This window comes from Laspinema sp. D2d (assembly GCF_025370755.1).
GTDB lineage: Bacteria > Cyanobacteriota > Cyanobacteriia > Cyanobacteriales > Laspinemataceae > Laspinema.
This window is the reverse complement of the sequence record NZ_JAMXFC010000026.1, coordinates 1-17,586: the sequence shown is the minus strand read 5'-3', so window position 1 is coordinate 17,586 and position 17,586 is coordinate 1. Positions and strand designations below refer to the sequence as shown.

General features: G+C 46.4%; 15 protein-coding genes. 12 read left to right on the top strand and 3 right to left on the bottom strand.

Annotation, left to right across the window (positions count from 1 at the left end; genetic code table 11):
- Positions 1-84 precede the first annotated feature (84 nt).
- From NG796_RS17305 to NG796_RS17255, 11 genes are all read left to right on the top strand, one after another.
- The gene (locus NG796_RS17305) at positions 85-549 is read left to right on the top strand and encodes a hypothetical protein (protein WP_261208111.1); all 465 of its coding nucleotides are present in this window, start codon (positions 85-87) and stop codon (positions 547-549) included.
- Between the two features lie 123 nt (positions 550-672).
- Entirely contained in the window at positions 673-1,080 is a 408-nt protein-coding gene (locus NG796_RS17300; protein WP_261208110.1) for a ribonuclease HI family protein, read from the top strand.
- A 1,013-nt stretch (positions 1,081-2,093) separates the two neighbouring features.
- Positions 2,094-3,056, top strand: a complete 963-nt coding sequence (locus tag NG796_RS17295) for a glycosyltransferase (protein ID WP_261208109.1) — start codon at positions 2,094-2,096, stop codon at positions 3,054-3,056.
- 171 nt (positions 3,057-3,227) lie between these two features.
- The gene (locus NG796_RS17290) at positions 3,228-4,523 is read left to right on the top strand and encodes a glycosyltransferase (protein WP_261208108.1); all 1,296 of its coding nucleotides are present in this window, start codon (positions 3,228-3,230) and stop codon (positions 4,521-4,523) included.
- A gap of 67 nt (positions 4,524-4,590) precedes the next feature.
- Complete coding sequence (locus tag NG796_RS17285; RefSeq protein WP_261208107.1) at positions 4,591-5,664, top strand: glycosyltransferase family 2 protein; 1,074 nt, start codon at positions 4,591-4,593, stop codon at positions 5,662-5,664.
- Positions 5,665-6,024: 360 nt separating this feature from the next.
- Positions 6,025-6,870 (top strand): ABC transporter permease, encoded by an 846-nt coding sequence (locus NG796_RS17280; RefSeq protein ID WP_261208106.1) that lies wholly within the window; start codon positions 6,025-6,027, stop codon positions 6,868-6,870.
- Complete coding sequence (locus tag NG796_RS17275) at positions 6,870-8,162, top strand: polysaccharide ABC transporter ATP-binding protein (protein WP_261208104.1); 1,293 nt, start codon at positions 6,870-6,872, stop codon at positions 8,160-8,162. The genes NG796_RS17280 and NG796_RS17275 overlap by 1 nt, the downstream gene beginning before the upstream one ends.
- Before the next feature lie 603 nt (positions 8,163-8,765).
- The gene (gene aroF, locus NG796_RS17270; protein ID WP_261208103.1) at positions 8,766-9,623 is read left to right on the top strand and encodes a 3-deoxy-7-phosphoheptulonate synthase; all 858 of its coding nucleotides are present in this window, start codon (positions 8,766-8,768) and stop codon (positions 9,621-9,623) included.
- A gap of 506 nt (positions 9,624-10,129) precedes the next feature.
- On the top strand, positions 10,130-10,711 hold the full coding sequence (locus tag NG796_RS17265; RefSeq protein WP_261208101.1) for a DUF6272 family protein: 582 nt from the start codon (positions 10,130-10,132) through the stop codon (positions 10,709-10,711).
- A gap of 366 nt (positions 10,712-11,077) precedes the next feature.
- Entirely contained in the window at positions 11,078-11,422 is a 345-nt protein-coding gene (locus NG796_RS17260; protein WP_261208177.1) for a slr1659 superfamily regulator, read from the top strand.
- Between the two features lie 202 nt (positions 11,423-11,624).
- Positions 11,625-12,731, top strand: a complete 1,107-nt coding sequence (locus NG796_RS17255) for a sensor histidine kinase (RefSeq protein ID WP_261208100.1) — start codon at positions 11,625-11,627, stop codon at positions 12,729-12,731.
- A gap of 55 nt (positions 12,732-12,786) precedes the next feature.
- Here the strand turns inward: NG796_RS17255 and cobA are convergent, their stop codons facing one another.
- Complete coding sequence (cobA, locus tag NG796_RS17250; RefSeq protein ID WP_261208099.1) at positions 12,787-13,587, bottom strand: uroporphyrinogen-III C-methyltransferase; 801 nt, start codon at positions 13,585-13,587, stop codon at positions 12,787-12,789.
- Between the two features lie 292 nt (positions 13,588-13,879).
- Between cobA and NG796_RS17245 the strand changes: the two genes are divergently transcribed.
- The gene (locus tag NG796_RS17245; RefSeq protein WP_261208098.1) at positions 13,880-14,626 is read left to right on the top strand and encodes an SAM-dependent methyltransferase; all 747 of its coding nucleotides are present in this window, start codon (positions 13,880-13,882) and stop codon (positions 14,624-14,626) included.
- Between the two features lie 378 nt (positions 14,627-15,004).
- On the opposite strand, the gene NG796_RS17240 is transcribed toward NG796_RS17245, so the two are convergent.
- Positions 15,005-16,705 (bottom strand): ABC-ATPase domain-containing protein, encoded by a 1,701-nt coding sequence (locus NG796_RS17240; protein ID WP_261208097.1) that lies wholly within the window; start codon positions 16,703-16,705, stop codon positions 15,005-15,007.
- A 321-nt stretch (positions 16,706-17,026) separates the two neighbouring features.
- Positions 17,027-17,248: a hypothetical protein gene (locus NG796_RS17235; RefSeq protein ID WP_261208096.1), complete on the bottom strand. Its 222-nt coding sequence runs from the start codon at positions 17,246-17,248 to the stop codon at positions 17,027-17,029.
- Positions 17,249-17,586: the final 338 nt, after the last annotated feature.

The following is a 17,586-nucleotide window of genomic DNA, read 5'->3' as shown; positions in this document are numbered from 1 at the left end:
GAATAACCAGCTTAGGAAACTGAAAAACTCGGGGATGAAAACCCAGTAACCTTTAAGTCTGAAAATCTAAGGATGTTAAATTAAATGACCATCACCAAAGCCTTTGCAATTCTGGCCCCCGTTTCCGAAGCCCACTTAATTTCCGGCAAGGAAACTTGCGATCGCGAGGGGAAAGTTGTCTTCGGAAGTGATTCCTGGGAACTGTTTCGGGAAGCCGATGAAATCAGAAAAGGTCAAGGGGTAGAAGTGTTTATCTACCCCTCCCATTCTGACTCTGATAAACCCCTTCTGATGTCCGTAGCGTGGCATGGCATCTACCAAGGACACCTCCCCTCCCGTCGCGGTCGATATCCTGGAGAAAAGCGATTTCGCCCCGATTCAGCGCAACTCGATAAAAGCACCTGGGCCGTATTTTGGGAAGTGGAAAACCTGAGTGAATTGCCGGTGAGTGAACAGATTCCCATTGCCTCTTTTCATGCCCTCAATAAAAAAGCTCATGCCGATCGCCGGTTGCTCCCGCATGGACCCTTAATTGTTGAATATCCCTAATCCATCCGGCGATCGCATCTCCACTCCTCCATCTAATTCTGAATAAAATTATTATCCAATCCTGGCGATCGCCCCTCCCTTTTGCAGTACAATACCCATTCACCTCTAAAGGAGTCATTTTTCATGTATATCACAATCTATTCAGACGGAGCCTCTCGCCGTAATCCCGGCCCTGCTGGAGCCGGTGCAGTCCTCCTTGATGAACAGGGAAATATCTTGAATAAAGTCTGTAAATACCTCGGCGAAACCACCAACAATCAAGCGGAATATCAAGCCGCCATTCTCGGCCTAGAAACCGCCCTAGAAATGGGGGCAACCCGTGTTAAACTCCGCGCCGATAGTGAACTGATGGTCAAACAACTCCTCGGCCAATATCGCGTCAAAAAACCGGAATTAAAACCCCTCTATGACCAAGTAAAATCTCTCCTTAATCAATTTGAAAGCTACGCCCCTCCTGAACACGTCCGTAGAGCAGACAACGCCCTAGCCGACGCCGAAGCCAATCGAGCCATAGACGAATACGAAGCTTAACTCGATGGGTTTTTATTTGCCCCTAAAAACGAACCTAAATTCAGTCATTTCTGATCTCGGTTCATAGTCAACTATTCCCGATTTAATGTGAACCGAGTCCCCAACAAGCCGTTTCCTCTCTAACTTTAACCTTAAGACTTCACTGGAGCGTTCAAATCTAGTCCCGCCCCAGAATTAGACTGCAAGTAGACCAGAAACCGGGATGAAGTCGGATACCTTTAGCCCAGGCTTGAGGGGGATTTAAAATTCAAAAAGCGCGGAGATGGGACCCTCTCTACCCCAGGAGGGTTGACGGATTAGCCTAAATTTAAAAATCACCTGGGGTTACCTCTTTTGATAGATTGGCTCTCCACTCACCGGGGGAATAAAAATTAAGCGGACCTGGGGTTAAGATATTAAAAAAAACCGCTTTTTGAACCTGGAGAAGCGGCTAGAAGAGCGGCTATGAGGGGTATTACGAAAGCCCGGTTAAAAAAATCCCTAGAGTAATCTTTCCAGATTTCGGGTAGGAACTCTATAAAATTTGGCCCCAAAATAGCGGATTTTTCTTTAAAAATAGTAAAAAATCTGGAGCGGCAAATCCCTTATTCCTGGGCGATCGGGTAGGGTCACAGGGCTGGCTTAACCGGAGGTTTAGAGATATAAAATATTAATAATTCATCCCGCAGGTAGAGGAGTTTAGGCGGGGGATTAGATACACTTAATATAAGTCTTTTACAGCGTCAATTCTTATTATTGCCGGCTCAAAGTAGGGTCCCATACCTTTTTCTTTTCTCTCCTTTACCGCTCTCGAAAGGGGTCATCCTAATCATCAAGAGTCGATGAGGGAAGAGAGAGAAAATAGGAGAATTGGTCGATCGCCCATCGGGAGATTTCCACTTGGGCGGACAATCACTCTTCCTAGATCGTCTGCCTTTTAGGGAAAGATCCTGCGTAGGGGTAACTTTATATATTGCCTAAAGGGAAATAGACTTGCCAATCCTCACGCTTCTTTGGTTAATCAGAGAAAAAGAATGAATCAGCAAACTCAACCCTTTGTTTCTACTATCATTCCCGTTTTAAATGATCCGCAACGACTTCGACTCTGTTTAGAGGCATTAGAAAACCAGACTTATCCCAAACATTTGTATGAAGTTTTAGTCATTGATAATGGATCCGATGAGAGTCTGGAGCCAGTGGTTCGCCCATTTAAGCAAGCCAAAATACTCTTAGAACCTTCTCGGGGTTCTTATACCGCCCGCAATAAAGGAATTTTACACGCTAAAGGTAAAATTCTGGCTTTTACGGATGCGGATTGTATTCCCCAGTCCGATTGGTTAGAGAAGGGAATAGCCCATTTATTAAGTGTTCCCAATTGTGGATTAGTGGGGGGTTCTATCCAGTTTTCTTTTAAAATTCCCAACCGTCCCAACCCGGCAGAACTCTACGACTGGTTGTTCTTTTTGCAGCAAGAATATTATCTGGAGCATGAACAATTTGCGGCAACCGCCAATGTTTTTACTTATAAACAAGTGTTTGAGCAAGTTGGGTTATTTAACTCTATGCTGAAATCTGGAGGCGATCGCGAATGGGGAAAGCGGGTTTTTGCAGCGGGTTACGCCCAAAGTTTTGCCCCTGATGCGACAATCTGTCATCCCGCCCGAGATTCGGTGCAAAAACTTCAAAAAAAGGTGAAAAGAGTAGCAATGGCTACTTATCATCTCAACCGCGATCGCCCCAATTTTCCCTTAGTTCTCCTCCAGTTTATCCTCATGGACTTGAAGCCTCCCTTGCGGATCTGGTTTAGAATTGGACATAATAATAGACCCAATCACTTAACTTATAAGCTCAAGTTTATGGCTCTTTTAATGTGGATGAAGCTGGTTAAAGCGGGGGAAAAAGTTAGGTTATTTATCACGGACTTGATGGAGGGAAGGCCGGGAATTCAATTGAGAAGTCACCGGAACCCCAACCTGAGTCAGCCCAGGGAAAATTGATAAATCGATTGATTGCAGTGCCTTTTTTAAAATTATTAGATTCGGGGATGCTTTACTATATTTAAACCTAACTCAGGGCAGGCAGAAGCTGCTGCTAGTCTGCCCAGTCCTAGAAAACTGATTAAACTTATTAAAAAATTGAGTTGAACCCTCACGGCATGAGAAACAACGATGAGAATAGCCTTTATTGTCCGTCACTTTCCTGTATTATCCCAAACTTTCATCCTCAATCAGATTACCGGCTTAATCGATCGCCATCATGAGGTAGATATTTATCCTCTGGAAGGTATCCCCCCAAAAAACTTGGAAAAGGTGCATCCGGATGTAGAGAAATATCAGCTACTTGAGCGCACCTATCCTTTACCGGAAATTAGTTCTAATTATGCCGTCCGTTGGCTGAATGGGATAAAATTATTCGCCGTGAATTTCTCCAAGAATCCCGGCGTAGTGTGGCGATCACTCAACGTTTTTAAATATGGTACGTCAGCAGCAACCTTTTGGTTACTCCATGTCGCCCTCCCCACCCTAGACAAAGAACCTTATGACATCATTCACTGTCAATTTGGGGATTTAGGATTACGGGGGATTTCTTTTCGGGATATTTGCTTCCCTTCCGCTAAATTAGTCACCACCTTTCGAGGATTTGATATTAGCCTGTATCTGCGGGAACATGGCGATCGCGTTTATGAAACCCTGTTTAAACAAGGCGATTTTTTCATGACCAACTGCGACTATTTCAAGCGTGAACTCATCCGCATTGGCTGTGACCCGAATCGCCTCGCTGTAGTCCGTTCGGGACTCGAACCTCGGGATTTTACCTTCTCCCCTCCTCGCCCTCCTGCCGATGGAAAAATCCGCATTGCCACTACGGGACGACTGAGTGAAAAAAAGGGAATTGAATACGCAATTCGCGCCGTGGCTCAACTGCTTCCAGCCTATCCTAATTTAACCTTTCAAATTATTGGGGATGGTCCTTTAAAAGCTAAATTAAAACACTTAATTGATGAACTGAGAGTCAAGGATTCAGTCCAGTTACTCGGCTGGAAAACGCAACCCGAAATTCAAGAAATTTTGGCAAATATTCATCTGTTTATGGCCCCGAGTGTCACCGCTGCCGATGGCGACTGTGATGCACCCATTAATGTTTTAAAAGAAGCAATGGCGATGGGATTGCCGGTGATTAGTACCTATCATGGAGGAATTCCAGAATTAGTCCGGGATGGGATTTCCGGGTATCTTGTTCCGGAACGAGATACTCAGGGATTAGCGGAGAAAATCAAGTTCCTGATTGAACATCCAGAATTGTGGTTTCAACTGGGTCAAGCGGGGCGCAGGGAAGTAGAAAACAACTACAATATTAACCCCCTCAATGATCGCCTACTGGATATTTATCACCAGGCATTCAACGGCCCGCCAACAGCCCAATCCCCCCAACTCTCTTCGTTGATTGCCGTCCAAAATGAATAATCTAAAAAATTTTATTTTTATCCCAACTTACCAAGTTGTTAACCGATAGTTTAAGGAGAACTTAACCATGACTGAACCGCTAGTGACTCTTGTTATTGTTCCTCGGGAACGATTTAGTTGTACCCGGGAATCCCTGGAAAGCATTTATCAATACACGAATATTCCCTTTAAATTAGTTTATGTGGATGGCAATTCTCCTGATGGAGTGCGCCAGTATTTAGAAGAACAAGCCCTATTACATGGGTTTAACTTGATTCGAGTTAATCGCTATTTATCCCCAAATAAGAGTCGCAATATTGGCTTGAGTCAAGTTAAAACCAAATATGTCGCCTTCCTGGATAACGATGTCATTGTCAGTCCCGGATGGTTGGAACGATTGATCGACTGCGCGGAAGAAACCCATGCCACCGTTGTTGGTCCTTTAATGTGTCAAGATAAACCCGTTCATGAAATCATCCATTTTGCTGGAGGAGAGTCCCATATTTGGACCGATAATCATGGGGAGAGTCCCCGACGCCGACTGCGGGAAAAAATGTATAAACAAGGGAAGCGGGTGGCGGAAGTGCGCGACGAACTCCAGCGACAGGAAACGGAACTAGCGGAATTTCACTGCGTTTTGGTGCGCTGTTCGATATTCGATCGCCTGGGACCTTTGGATGAAGCAATGCTGAACACCAAAGAACATCTGGACTTTTGTATGAGTGTCCGAGAAGCGGGAGAAACGGTCTATTTTGAGCCAGCATCCCTAGTGACTTATGTTCCCGGTCCTCCCCTAGAATGGACCGATTTACCCTTCTATATGCTGCGCTGGAGTGATGCGTGGCAGTTGAATAGTTTGCACCGCTTACGGGATAAATGGAATCTGGACGAAGATGCTTATTTTCAAGTCAAGTATAAACGCATGGGATGGCGGCGGAGAAAGTCAATTTTAATGCCGTTAAGTGAACGGTTGACCTTTGGGATTAAAAGTGGCTTTTTTGAGCGCCGGATTCTCTATCCTTTGGATAAGTTGCTCAACCGTTACTTGACCGATCGCTACGTCAAACAGCAATCTGAACCCATCCCAATTAAACCCATAATGGCAACGGAAACTCAACCGGAGGAACAGAACATACCCCAGCCCTCGTTATTCCAATCTTAAGCCGTTTATAGCATCCTGAAATACTAGATTTCTGGCAAAATAATAACCGTTTTAGCTGCCTTTTTCTGTGTGCGATCCCCCTCCCGTCCCCCTTCTTAAGGGGGAGGCCGGAGGAAGAGACTTCCTACAAAATTCTCTCCCCTCAATAAGCCCCCCTTTTTAAGGAAGGGGGAGCCTGGAGGAAGAGACTTCCTACAAAATTCTCTCCCCTCAATAAGCCCCCCTTTTTAAGGGGGGTTGGGGGGATACAATCAGTATTTAGCAAAAGGTCTACTTTAAAAAAAGCAAGGTTCCAGGGTACGATTAACCCCATAGTTTCCCCTTCCAGTTCTTTCTTAATCTCCAGTCAGTCAACGAAATATGGAACCCGAATACATTTATACTCCCCAAAGTGAACTCCGCCATCCGAAACGAATGTTTCGTCAAATGTGGCGGGATTTGTTGGCAGCCCGATCGCTGGCATGGCGGCTGATGGTTCGGGATATTAGCGCTCAATATCGTCAGTCTTTTCTAGGCATTGCTTGGGCGTTTATTCCCCCGATCGCAATGGCAGTAGGATTTACGTTAGCGGGAAATGCGAGAGCTATTTCTATTGGCGAAACTGACATTCCCTATCCCGCTTATGTCATGTTTAGTACCGCCCTTTGGCAAACCTTTATTGAATCTTTACAAGGTCCAGTGCAAGCTTCTTCCGATGCTAAACCCATGTTAGCCCGAGTTAAATTTCCCCGCGAAGCTTTGATTTTAGCCAAATTAGGGGAAGTGGGGTTTAATTTTGGCATCAAAATGATTTTAATTTGCGCGTTATTTCTAATATTTCAAGTGCCGGTCAGTTGGACGGTCATTTTAGCCCCAGTTGCCTTAATTCATTTAATTTTACTTGGGACCTTTTTCGGCATTTTATTAGCCCCCCTTGGTTTGTTATATAAAGATGTTTCCAAAGGATTAACCATGCTTACGGGATTGTGGTTATTTATTACTCCCGTGGTTTATCCTGTTCCCCAAGAGGGAACCTTTGCAACCATCGTTAAACTGAATCCCGTGACGCCGTTACTCGTCACTACCCGAGAGTTAGCCACCACGGGAATCCTGACCCAGCAGACTGGGTTTTGGGTTGCCAGCTTGTTTACTTTACTGGGATTAATGGTAACTTGGGTGGGATTCCGAATTGCTTTGCCATTTGCGATCGAGAGAGTGAGTTCCTGATGATAATTGAAGAATTGAAACAACAAGAGTTTACCTCCCCTCCTTCCAATGATTCTGATTTGTTGGTTTCCGTGGAAAATCTGTCTAAGAAATTTTGCCGAAATTTAAAGAAATCGTTGCTTTATGGGGTACGAGATATTGCGGCGGAATTAATCGGTGGGGGCCGAAAAAGCGATGTGCTGCGAGAGGGGGAATTTTGGGCGTTGCGCGATATTGAGTTCCAACTCAGAAAGGGGGAAGCCCTGGGATTGGTGGGAGCAAATGGAGCCGGAAAAAGCACCCTATTACGGATTATTAGTGGGTTAATTCATCCCGATACGGGTTCGGTGAAAATTAGAGGACGAGTCGCGCCTTTAATTGCGTTGGGAGCAGGATTTAATCCGATTTTAACCGGGCGAGAAAATATTTATGCCAATATGTCAATTTTGGGATTACCCACCCGAGAAATTGAGGAACGATTTGATGAAGTGGTAGAATTTGCAGAGATTGCCGATGCCATTGATGCGCCGGTACAAACCTATAGTTCAGGGATGGCAGCGCGTTTAGGATTTGCTTGTGCGGCTCATATTAATCCCGATATTTTACTGATTGATGAGGTGTTAGCTGTCGGGGATGTCAAGTTTAAAATTAAGTGTCATCGACGGTTGGCTGAATTGCGGGAAACGGGGACTGCGTTTATTCTGGTATCCCATAATTCCCACAGTTTGCTAAATGTTTGCGATCGCTCGATTTATTTGAAAAAAGGCCAACTGATTACCTCGGGAGAAACGGAGTCAGTGATTCGCCATTATGAAGAAGACCTCTGTTTGAGTGGCACAGATAAAGCAACGGGTGCAATGGTACTCCCGCCCAAATCTCCGAAGGAAAGCATGGGGTTAGATATTACCCAGGTTTGTTTTAAAGATGAAGCCGGAAATATTTTAGAATATGTCCATTCTGGGGAACCGGCTTATTTATCCGTCGAATGTAAGTCAGCCGGGTATTTTGATAATGCCAATTTGGGGTTTTTACTCACCGGATTAGGGGGCGATCGCGAGTATGTATTATATCTGACGACAGCCAGTGATAATGAGTTGTTGGACATCTCCCCGGGACGCGTGGAAATTCAGATGCACTTGCCGCACTGCGGATTAGTTCCCGGTGCATACAGTGCCAAGATTTATATCAGAACCGGGGTGAAATCTTTGGATATTGTAGAATCATTTAGATTTACCGTCAAATCTAATAAAGTAACCAGCCGCTGTCTGTTTTATCAGCCCCGGAATTGGAAAGTGATTCATCATCAGGATTAAACCTTATTACAAAATACCGAATTGATCCCCCCAACCCCCCTTGTCAAGGGGGGCTTTATATTAACCCATTACTAAAACCCCCCTTGCCAAGGGGGGTTGGGAGGATCTCCCCTAGTAGTTTTATTTTTTGGAGTTCCCTAAACTCGTCACGAGGAACTGCTTCTCTAGGTAGAAATCCCCGTTAAAAGTTATTCCGATTGGGGGGTTGACATCGGGTTGGAGCTTTGTTAGGTTTAGGCTATCTAGGCATACATTCAATTGACTCATCAATTTCTCATCATCATGTTAAACCCCAGCCCCTATTTTTATTTTTGGTTTATCTTGGTTCACCAGCCGTGAATCCATTTTGACATGGAAACCGCTGGTGAACCGCAGAAGCAACGCTGCGGTTTTTTGTTGGTTTGAAGCACTATCTCGCAAAGGAAAAAGGCGATCGCCATGACATCCCATCTCAATAACTGGTTTTTTGGCTTTTATTTTTGGCTCAGAAAGAGTTCTGGGTAGGTTTTGTCATGATGCCAAATCGCCTCCGCCCGGAACTTTAAACAGGTTCCGGGCTTTTTTATCGGCCATTTTGATTATTTGTACATTAGGAGAAATTCCATGAAAAATGCCAAACTCGTCAGCAAATCTCATCCCACGCACCAAACCGCCATTTCTATCGGCGATCGCACCACTATCGGGGGCCAAGACTTATTAATTATTGGCGGTCCCTGTGCCGTGGAGAGTCTCGAACAAATGGAAACCGTCGCCCGTCACCTCGCCCATGCCCCTGTACAACTGTTACGCGGTGGCGTTTTCAAACCCCGCACCTCCCCTTACGCGTTTCAAGGCATGGGAGATGCGGGGTTAACTATTTTATCGGCAGTGCGTCAGCGCTATGGGATTCCGGTGGTGACGGAGGTGATGTCGGTTCACCAAATTGAAAGTATTGTTGCTCACGCGGATCTGTTACAAGTGGGTAGTCGGAATATGCAAAATTTCGACTTGCTCAAAGCATTAGGGGAAGCGGGTAAACCTGTGTTGTTAAAGCGGGGACTGGCAGCGACTCTGGAGGAATTTGTATTTGCTGCCGAATATATCCTCAGTCATGGGAATCCCGATGTGATTCTTTGTGAACGGGGGATCCGCAGTTTCGATTCCTTCACCCGGAATATTCTGGATTTGGGGGCAGTGGTGGCCCTGAAACAGATTACCCATTTGCCGGTAATGGTGGACCCGTCTCATGCCGCAGGGAAGCGCGAATTAGTAGCAGGATTGGCAAGGGCGGCAGTGGCAGCGGGTGCCGATGGGTTGATTATTGAGTGTCACCCGGAACCGGAACAGTCGGTATCTGATGCGAGGCAGGCGCTTTCTCTTCCCGAAATGGTAGAGTTGGTGCAGAGTTTGGGTCCGGTGGCAGCAGCAGTCGGGCGTCGGGTGCGTGGGGTGGAAGCGGTGCGTGAATTATCCGCAGCGTAACCGGAGTGGGAGACTCGGATCTATTGAGCGTTCCCTGGGAAATCCGAGTCTCTTACTTTTGAAAATTCTTCTCAGGTAGGTAGCTTGTCGCGTCGGATGAGTTGTGGATACAATAAAAGGATCTGGGTAAGTCACAAAGCTAGGGTGTTTTCACCCAAAAGGTTGATGCGCCTGATGAGTGAGCGATCGCGACGGGTATCCCAACCGCCGGAAAATCTCCACCTGATAATCCCGGGATGGAGGAATAGTCCAACGGCAACACTTCACTCATTTGATATCGACAATCGGGGCGATTCTGAGGGGGGGTAGAGTAATGGTGCAAGACTAAACAGGTCCTGTTTAGAATGCGATCGCCCCGATTGTCGATATCAACATTTCTCCATCCATCAGTAAGGTGATCCGTTTTCCGAGTAGATCCGCTGAAGAATCTCCCTGATCTATTGTTGTGTTTTACTGTAACCCCATTACTAATCGTGAATTACTGATCTAGCCCCTAAAACCCCCTTATGACTGAGATATTTGGAGACTTCATTGAGGATTTGCCTTCGGGAACGGAATATTTGATTCTGGGATTTTCTCCGGCTTCAATTCCCCTCAAGCAGCGATGGCGAAATAATGGATTATCAGCGGATTTTCTGGCAGATTATTTAACCACATTTTTCCCAAGTAGTGATGAAACCATTTCTCACCGGGATAAAAAAGCGGAAATTCAATGTGCAGTCAGCTATATTGCCAATGAACTTTTAGAAAATGCTATGAAGTTTAGCGTTGAGACTCAGGGATATCCGATTAGTATTCAACTTCACTTAAATTCTGAAAGAATTATTTTTGTTACCACTAATAGTATTTGCCGGGATAAAGTGGCAGATTTTCAGACATTTTTAAAGCTGTTAAGCACTGAGGACCCTCTCGAACTCTACATTAAGCAACTGGAAAAAAATGCCCTAGAGGGTGGCGGCAGCACATCGGGACTGGGTTTCTTGACCATGATTAACGACTATGGCGCTCAGATCGGATGGAAATTTCAGGATATGGACGGGGAGCAAAAAGCGATCGCCATAACCACAATGGTACAGCTCTTATTATAAACTCATTAAATATCCAGATAATCCGACCCCTATCCGATTCTCTAATTGGGCCGGTGGGACAATTGCTCGTCGCGAGCAAGGCGTCAGTGATTCAGCAGCGCTCACTGCACGCTCAGGGAGCGTTCGTTGCCAATAAACTCAAGGGGTAATTCTACTGAACGCTATTCTGGCATTGTCCCGTACCATGAATTAGGGAGTGATTCTGCAAGCATCCGTCAGCGTCGGTGAGTGCATCGACTACCACCGGAGAAAAACGAGAGAGGAGGTAATCCAATCTGGGTAAACTCCGGTTAGGATCGGCAAGCTGACCTTCCTGCTCCTTATACCCTTAACCTGAGATCCCTTATTAACGACTGACTACTGATGATGGAAATTAAGACTGATGATTATCGCCTGTGGTATGAGAATGAAACCTCAACACTAAACTGCCAGGGTTCCCTCCGTTTAAATGGTATGGATGAATATGACCCCATTATTCAACTTCTCGAAAGTGCGATCGACCAAGAACCGGAAACGATGATTCTTAATCTCAAGGGCCTGGAATTTTTAAATAGCTCGGGGATCAACGTGCTTTCCAAGTTTGTGATTAAGGTCCGGCAAAAAAAGAATGTCAATCTAATTGTCAAAGGTTCTAAAAACCTGTTATGGCAGGGAAAATCATTGAAGAACTTACAACGCCTGATGCCGTCTTTAGAACTGGAATGGGAATAAGAAGAGACTCAAGAGGAGGGGGTCGTGGTCAGGGGCCTAACACAGGTCGTCATCCCGTAGACGACCGGAGACTGCTCTAACCCGAGTAGCTCAAGGGTCAAAACAAAACCGGCTGATTGCCTTCAGTTGAATCCCTAGTCCTCTTTCAAGTCTGCAAAACTAGGTTAAAGCGGCCCTCAACCGGAGCTTTACTGCTAGAACTTTGATAAGGCTTGAACAAGGCGAGTACAACGGGGTAAATGCGACAAACGTCACGCGATCGCCAAAGGAAGAGATTAAGTCTATGTGGGAAGAGACAGTAACAAGAGAACAACTCCTTTTGGAGGTCCAGACCCTGCGCCGGGATGTGGAAATGCTCAAGCAGGAAAAAAATGACTTGGAAATCCTACTGGAGAATACCACAGAACATTGCGATAATATCGAAGCCGAACTGTTAAAAGCTAAAGAGGTGGCAGAAGTGGCAAGCCGTGCTAAAAGCGAGTTTTTAGCCAATATGAGCCACGAACTGCGAACCCCATTAAATGGGATTTTAGGGTATGCCCAATTGATGTTGGAAGAAGAAGAAGACCTCACGGAACAACAACGACTCGACCTCACTAAAATTTATCAGTGCGGCGAACATCTCTTAACTTTAATTGCCGATATTCTGGATATTGCTAAAATAGAAGCGTGCCGATTAGAAATCGATGCCCAGGAATTTCATTTTCCTCAATTTATTAAGGGAATTTGTGATTTATTTGATATGCGTTCCAAGCAAAAGGGAATCGAGTTTAATTATGAGCGGGTTACCCCTTTACCCAGTGGAATTTACACCGATCAGAAACGATTACGTCAAATTCTAATTAATTTATTGGGCAATGCCATTAAGTTTACCGATTCCGGTTTTGTGGCCTTTAAAGTAGGCTATGCAGTTAATGGACAGTGGTATAATCGCGATCGCCCCCCCGGTTGTCACGCCCTCCCCAGTGCCAACGGGACAACGGAGGAACTCAACACAGAATCCGAGAATAGCGGACCGCTGACCCCCCCCAAAATTCGCTTTGAAATTCAAGATACGGGCATCGGTATTCCCGAAGAAATGCTCAACGAAATTTTTCTGCCCTTCCATCAAGTGGGAGATAAAAGCCGGATGGCAGAAGGGACCGGACTGGGACTGGCTATTAGTAAAAAATTAGTGGAAATGATGGGAGGAGAACTCCATGTCATCAGTCGCATTGGCGAAGGAAGCATCTTTTGGATGGAGTTGGAGTTGCAAGAACTGCCGGAATGGGTCGATAGCAACTCCTTACCTTTAAGAATCGGAAATTAACCCTCAAAATAACCGAGGAAAGGGCAAAGCCGATATCATGTGTTTAGGCATTTTTTTACCCAAAAACAGCGGGACGACTGCTGGACAAAATAGAATGTAAATTGACCACTTGACCAATCACCGCGATCGCCGGGGCTTCAAATCCACTTTCTTCAACCCGTTGAACAATCGTTTCTAAAGTACCAATCAGTTCTTCTTGATCCGGGCGAGTCCCCCAACGAATTAAGGCGATCGGGGTGTCTGCACTCAACCCGGCATTCAGCAGTTCCCGAGTAATATAGGGTAAATTATGCACGCCCATATAGACGGCGATGGTTTCTGAACCTTGGGCGATCGCCTGCCAATTCACCTGGGGTCGATATTTCCCCACCGTCTCATGTCCCGTGACAAACGTCACCGACGAACTATATCCCCGATGAGTCAGGGGAATTCCCGCATAAGCAGGGGCCGCAATTCCCGAAGTCACTCCAGGGACCACCTCCACCGCCACCCCAGCCGCAATTAAATCCTCCATCTCTTCCCCACCGCGTCCGAAGACAAAGGGATCGCCGCCTTTTAAGCGCACAACAACAGCATGAATCTGCGCCTGTTCGATTAAAATTTGAGTCGTTTCATCCTGCTTCAACGAATGCCGTCCCCGGCGTTTTCCGGCATTAATTTGTTCAGCATGAGGATTAATCAGGGCAAGAATTTGTGGACTGACTAACGCATCATAAATCACCACATCGGCACATTCTAAGAGGGTTTTGCCCTTAATCGTGAGCAAACCCGGGTCTCCCGGTCCTGCCCCAACTAAATAAACTTTCCCTAATGTTTTTGGCTTGGGCCCGCTTGAGTTTGAAGATTGTACTACCATATTGACTCAACTCTAATCCCTGACTTTAGTTGCTGTGAATCGGTCCGATTGATGTAGGTTTATTGCGTTAAAATGTATCAATAATATCAAAATAAGATTGGGGTCCTGGAATTCCAGACCGCTCGGTTATTTCTAGTTTAGGCTATTTGTAATCTGGATGACAATTCGTATCTTTGATTACCAGAATGGTTTATCAATGAAAGGATTGCATTTATCTTATCCGGTTTTTGCATAATTTTGAGGGTAAACCCCGGATTTCACGGATTTTCAGGCAGGTAGAGGAGGGTAAGAGATGGATTTGGAAGCATTGTTTACGGTTCATTGCAATCTGCCCAGAGAAGGACCCGGAAGTGATGAGGCGACCCGGGAGGCGATTCGCCGGTTGCCTCCGTTGCCGCGATCGCCGAAGGTTTTGGACCTGGGATGCGGTCCTGGGCGGCAGAGTTTGGTTTTAGCCCAGGAGTTGAATACGACGGTAATCGCGGTGGATTTGCATGAACCCTTTCTCAAGCAGTTGGAAGGGTCTGCGGTGGCAGTGGGACTGCGCGATCGCATCACGATTCGTCAAGCCGATATGGGGGCCTTAGATTACCCTCCGGGCAGTTTTGACCTGATTTGGTCAGAAGGGGCCGTCTATCTCCTGGGGTTTAGCAACGGATTGCGCCTGTGGCGTCCCCTGTTGCGGGATGGAGGACTGGTGGTGGTCAGTGAATGTACTTGGATTCAGGATAATCCGCCTCGGGAAGTTTGGGAATATTGGCAAGTGGGATATCCAGAAATGATGACAATTAAGGACAATATTAAAATAGCAACCGAGGCCGGGTATGAGGTATTGGATACCTTTATTTTACCGCGATCGGCCTGGTGGGATGAATATTTAAACCCTCTGAGTCATCGCGTCCAAGAATTACGCAAGGCAGGCAATCTTACCCCGGCATTATCCGAAGTCCTCACTGAAACTGAACGAGAACTTGACATTTGCGATCGCTATAGTGAGTTTTTTGGGTATGTCTTTTATTTGATGCAAAAACCCTTATAACGGTTACCAAACTGATGAGGTACAGATGCTATGGTGCAGGCTTTACGCACTCGAAAAAGAGATTAGATTTCTGGCAAAATTCTGGATTGATCCCCCCAACCCCCCTTAAAAAAGGGGGGCTTAAGATAATTCTGGAAGGAGTCGATTAATAGACCTCTGGCAAAATTCTAAAAAGCCTCCCTTAATAAGGGGGGTTGGGGGGATCAATCCGCTAATAGACCTCTGGCAAAATTCTAAAAAGCCCCCCTTAATAAGGGGGGTTGGGGGGATCAATCCGCTATTTTGCAAGAGGTCTAATTTAGAGGTCGTTTCCCGATGTTCGTAGTAACGACATCCTCGAAAGATTCTGCAATACTCCACCCGTGATTTCACCCCAGATCATCGCACTTGTAAAGTCCGCAAGCGATTGAGGGCCGCCGCGAGTTCTAGCGGACGAAAGCGCACTAAATCCCCTTCCGGAAACCGCGTTAACACATCTAATCCCTGTGCATCAATATCCGTCATGACGCGATCAAGAATTTCCCGCAGCGATCGCCTGCCATCCATATAGCGGTTCTTCCCATACACCATTGCTGCGGCGATCGCCCGTAATTGTCCCGGATCCACAATTTGCTCAACGGCAGTTAAATCAATGTCTTCCACACCAAACCGCACTTCATCCACATCTCGCACCTTCAGACGCACATCCCGTTTCCCAGAACTCGGATCGAGACTATCAGGGAGGGGAATTCGATTTGCGATCGCCCCGAATTCTTGTCCCCCTTCCGATTGCCGACCCGTGGCATATTCTGCCGCAACTGCCTTGGCGCGATCGGTGACGTCGTAGGCTACAAAATTATCCATTGCCACAGCGCGATCGGCCACATCAAAATAATCGCCACTGCCTCCCATAACTAAAATGGTCGAAACGCCCAAAGTTGTCAGGGATTTAATTTTATCAATAAACGGTGTAATCGGTTCTTTTTCTTTGGCAATTAAAGCTTGCATCCGGCGATCGCGAATCATGAAATTAGTCGCCGCTGTATCTTCATCAACTAATAACACCGTTGTTCCGGCTTCCAAGGCTTCCATAATATTAGCCGCTTGGGAGGTACTGCCACTAGCATTGGTGGTGGAAAACTGTTGGGTAGAACGACCTTGGGGTAAATGATTGATAAAGGGTGAAATATCAACCCCGACGACGCTGCGACCATCTTCGGCCCGAATTTTCATCGCCCCTGGATCGGTGACGACAAATTCTCGTCCATCTCCGGGAATATGATTATAAACTCCTAATTCGATCGCCCGAAGTAAGGTAGATTTGCCATGATAACCGCCTCCAACAATGAGGGTAATTCCAGTGGGAATTCCCATGCCGGTAAGGTTGCCGCGATTGGGACAGTCAAATTCCACCTGTAATGACTCTGGAGAGACGAAGGGAATTGCTTCTGTGGCCGTTAATGGGCGATCGTCTACGCCACTGCGTCGGGGTAAAATGGCACCATTGGCAATAAAGGCGATTAAATTTTGTTCTTTGAGGCGATCGCGCAACCAGTCGGCATCTTCAATAGTTTCTACCTGGGTGCGAATTTTTGACGGATTTAGATTGCGATAAAACAGCGCTTTTTCTACAATTTTAGGAATATCATCGCAGAGCATTTCCCCCGCGAGATGACCTAAAATTCGCCGTCCTTGGGCCGGAAGTCCGACGGTAAAGCGAATTTCTACCCAATCGGAATTGATGGCAGCACAACTGCGTTCTAGGACCTCTTGGGTTACCTTGGCGATCGCAATTTGACCACTTTTCCCCGTTCCTCGTCGCGTCGAAACCTGCCTTGCCGCCTGAGCAAACTCCCGCGTGAGATAATCTCCTAGGGCAATATTCCGACTGGGAGAGTGATACAATTCACCGGGAAAACCCGCCACCGATTGAGGCACTCGCACTGAAAGTTTACTCGGTGAGGCAAATGGATCGCCCTGAACATAATCAATAGACAGGGTAAAATCCGGGAATTCGTAGCGACCCTGGATATCTTTATAAGCTTTATAACTTCTCCCGTCTAATTGATTTAGCTGCTGCCGTAACTGTTGATATTGCATGATTGTCCCAAAAAAGATAACCCCTCGTTAGAACACTGAATTTCGGCGATTCCAAAGTTCAGTCCCCTGGCTGACAATTATCCCACAGTTATGAACAGTTAATTCAAAATCAAACTTGTAGGAACCACTGAAGTCCTTCCCCGCAGGCATAAAAAAATCGAAAGGGCGCATAACTTGCGCCCCCAATCATTTAAGAATTTATGATGAGTAATCTCCTCAAAAACGTTGAATTGATTTGACCCTATCCTGAGTTGGGAAAACCTGACCGCTTCCCATCTGAGTCGGGTGATGATGGGGGTATAAAGGACAAAATCCGGTGAATTATGCCACCTCTTGATGACCGATCGCTCGGTCGATGAAACGCTTCCCCGCAGCGATCGCCACCTCGGGAGTGGGATAGGGTTTCGTATCGCTGAGGACCTCAGTTTCTGAGGCAAGGCACAAGGGACGGTATCCATCGGTTCCGGGAAAAACCAAAATGGTCCAATCCCGATAATTAACCTGATGGGGTTTTGCCGTTTGCAAGTCCCGATTTAGGTTCATGATTGCCCTTCCTTTTTAATAAACCGTCTTAACATACAAGACATTCTCAAGGGATTCCGTCACCCAGCAAACAACCAGACCCCGGGAGTCCTTCTTGTCCCCTCCCCTTGGCAAGGGGAGGGTTAGGGTAGGGTCCCCGTGAAGTGGCGATCGCCACTTCACCCACTCTTAGCAGCGATCGCGCCTGGATGGAGGTTAGTCCAACCTATTTCTTCGTGACGTAGCTCAAGCGCGTCACCGCCGACACCCCACCCTAACCCTCTTACAGATATATGTTTTTAACCCCTAACAAGTATTGAGGGGTAAAGTGAGCGGATGTAGAGGTAAGGGGTCTGGGA

Bases quoted from the DNA above. Each gene is read 5' to 3' on its own strand.
- NG796_RS17305 (WP_261208111.1), top strand. From the start codon at position 85: ATGACCATCACCAAAGCCTTTGCAATTCTGGCCCCCGTTTCCGAAGCC.
- NG796_RS17300 (WP_261208110.1), top strand. From the start codon at position 673: ATGTATATCACAATCTATTCAGACGGAGCCTCTCGCCGTAATCCCGGC.
- NG796_RS17295 (WP_261208109.1), top strand. From the start codon at position 2,094: ATGAATCAGCAAACTCAACCCTTTGTTTCTACTATCATTCCCGTTTTA.
- NG796_RS17290 (WP_261208108.1), top strand. From the start codon at position 3,228: ATGAGAATAGCCTTTATTGTCCGTCACTTTCCTGTATTATCCCAAACT.
- NG796_RS17285 (WP_261208107.1), top strand. From the start codon at position 4,591: ATGACTGAACCGCTAGTGACTCTTGTTATTGTTCCTCGGGAACGATTT.
- NG796_RS17280 (WP_261208106.1), top strand. From the start codon at position 6,025: ATGGAACCCGAATACATTTATACTCCCCAAAGTGAACTCCGCCATCCG.
- NG796_RS17275 (WP_261208104.1), top strand. From the start codon at position 6,870: ATGATAATTGAAGAATTGAAACAACAAGAGTTTACCTCCCCTCCTTCC.
- aroF (WP_261208103.1), top strand. From the start codon at position 8,766: ATGAAAAATGCCAAACTCGTCAGCAAATCTCATCCCACGCACCAAACC.
- NG796_RS17265 (WP_261208101.1), top strand. From the start codon at position 10,130: ATGACTGAGATATTTGGAGACTTCATTGAGGATTTGCCTTCGGGAACG.
- NG796_RS17260 (WP_261208177.1), top strand. From the start codon at position 11,078: ATGGAAATTAAGACTGATGATTATCGCCTGTGGTATGAGAATGAAACC.
- cobA (WP_261208099.1), bottom strand. From the start codon at position 13,587: ATGGTAGTACAATCTTCAAACTCAAGCGGGCCCAAGCCAAAAACATTA.
- NG796_RS17245 (WP_261208098.1), top strand. From the start codon at position 13,880: ATGGATTTGGAAGCATTGTTTACGGTTCATTGCAATCTGCCCAGAGAA.
- NG796_RS17240 (WP_261208097.1), bottom strand. From the start codon at position 16,705: ATGCAATATCAACAGTTACGGCAGCAGCTAAATCAATTAGACGGGAGA.
- NG796_RS17235 (WP_261208096.1), bottom strand. From the start codon at position 17,248: ATGAACCTAAATCGGGACTTGCAAACGGCAAAACCCCATCAGGTTAAT.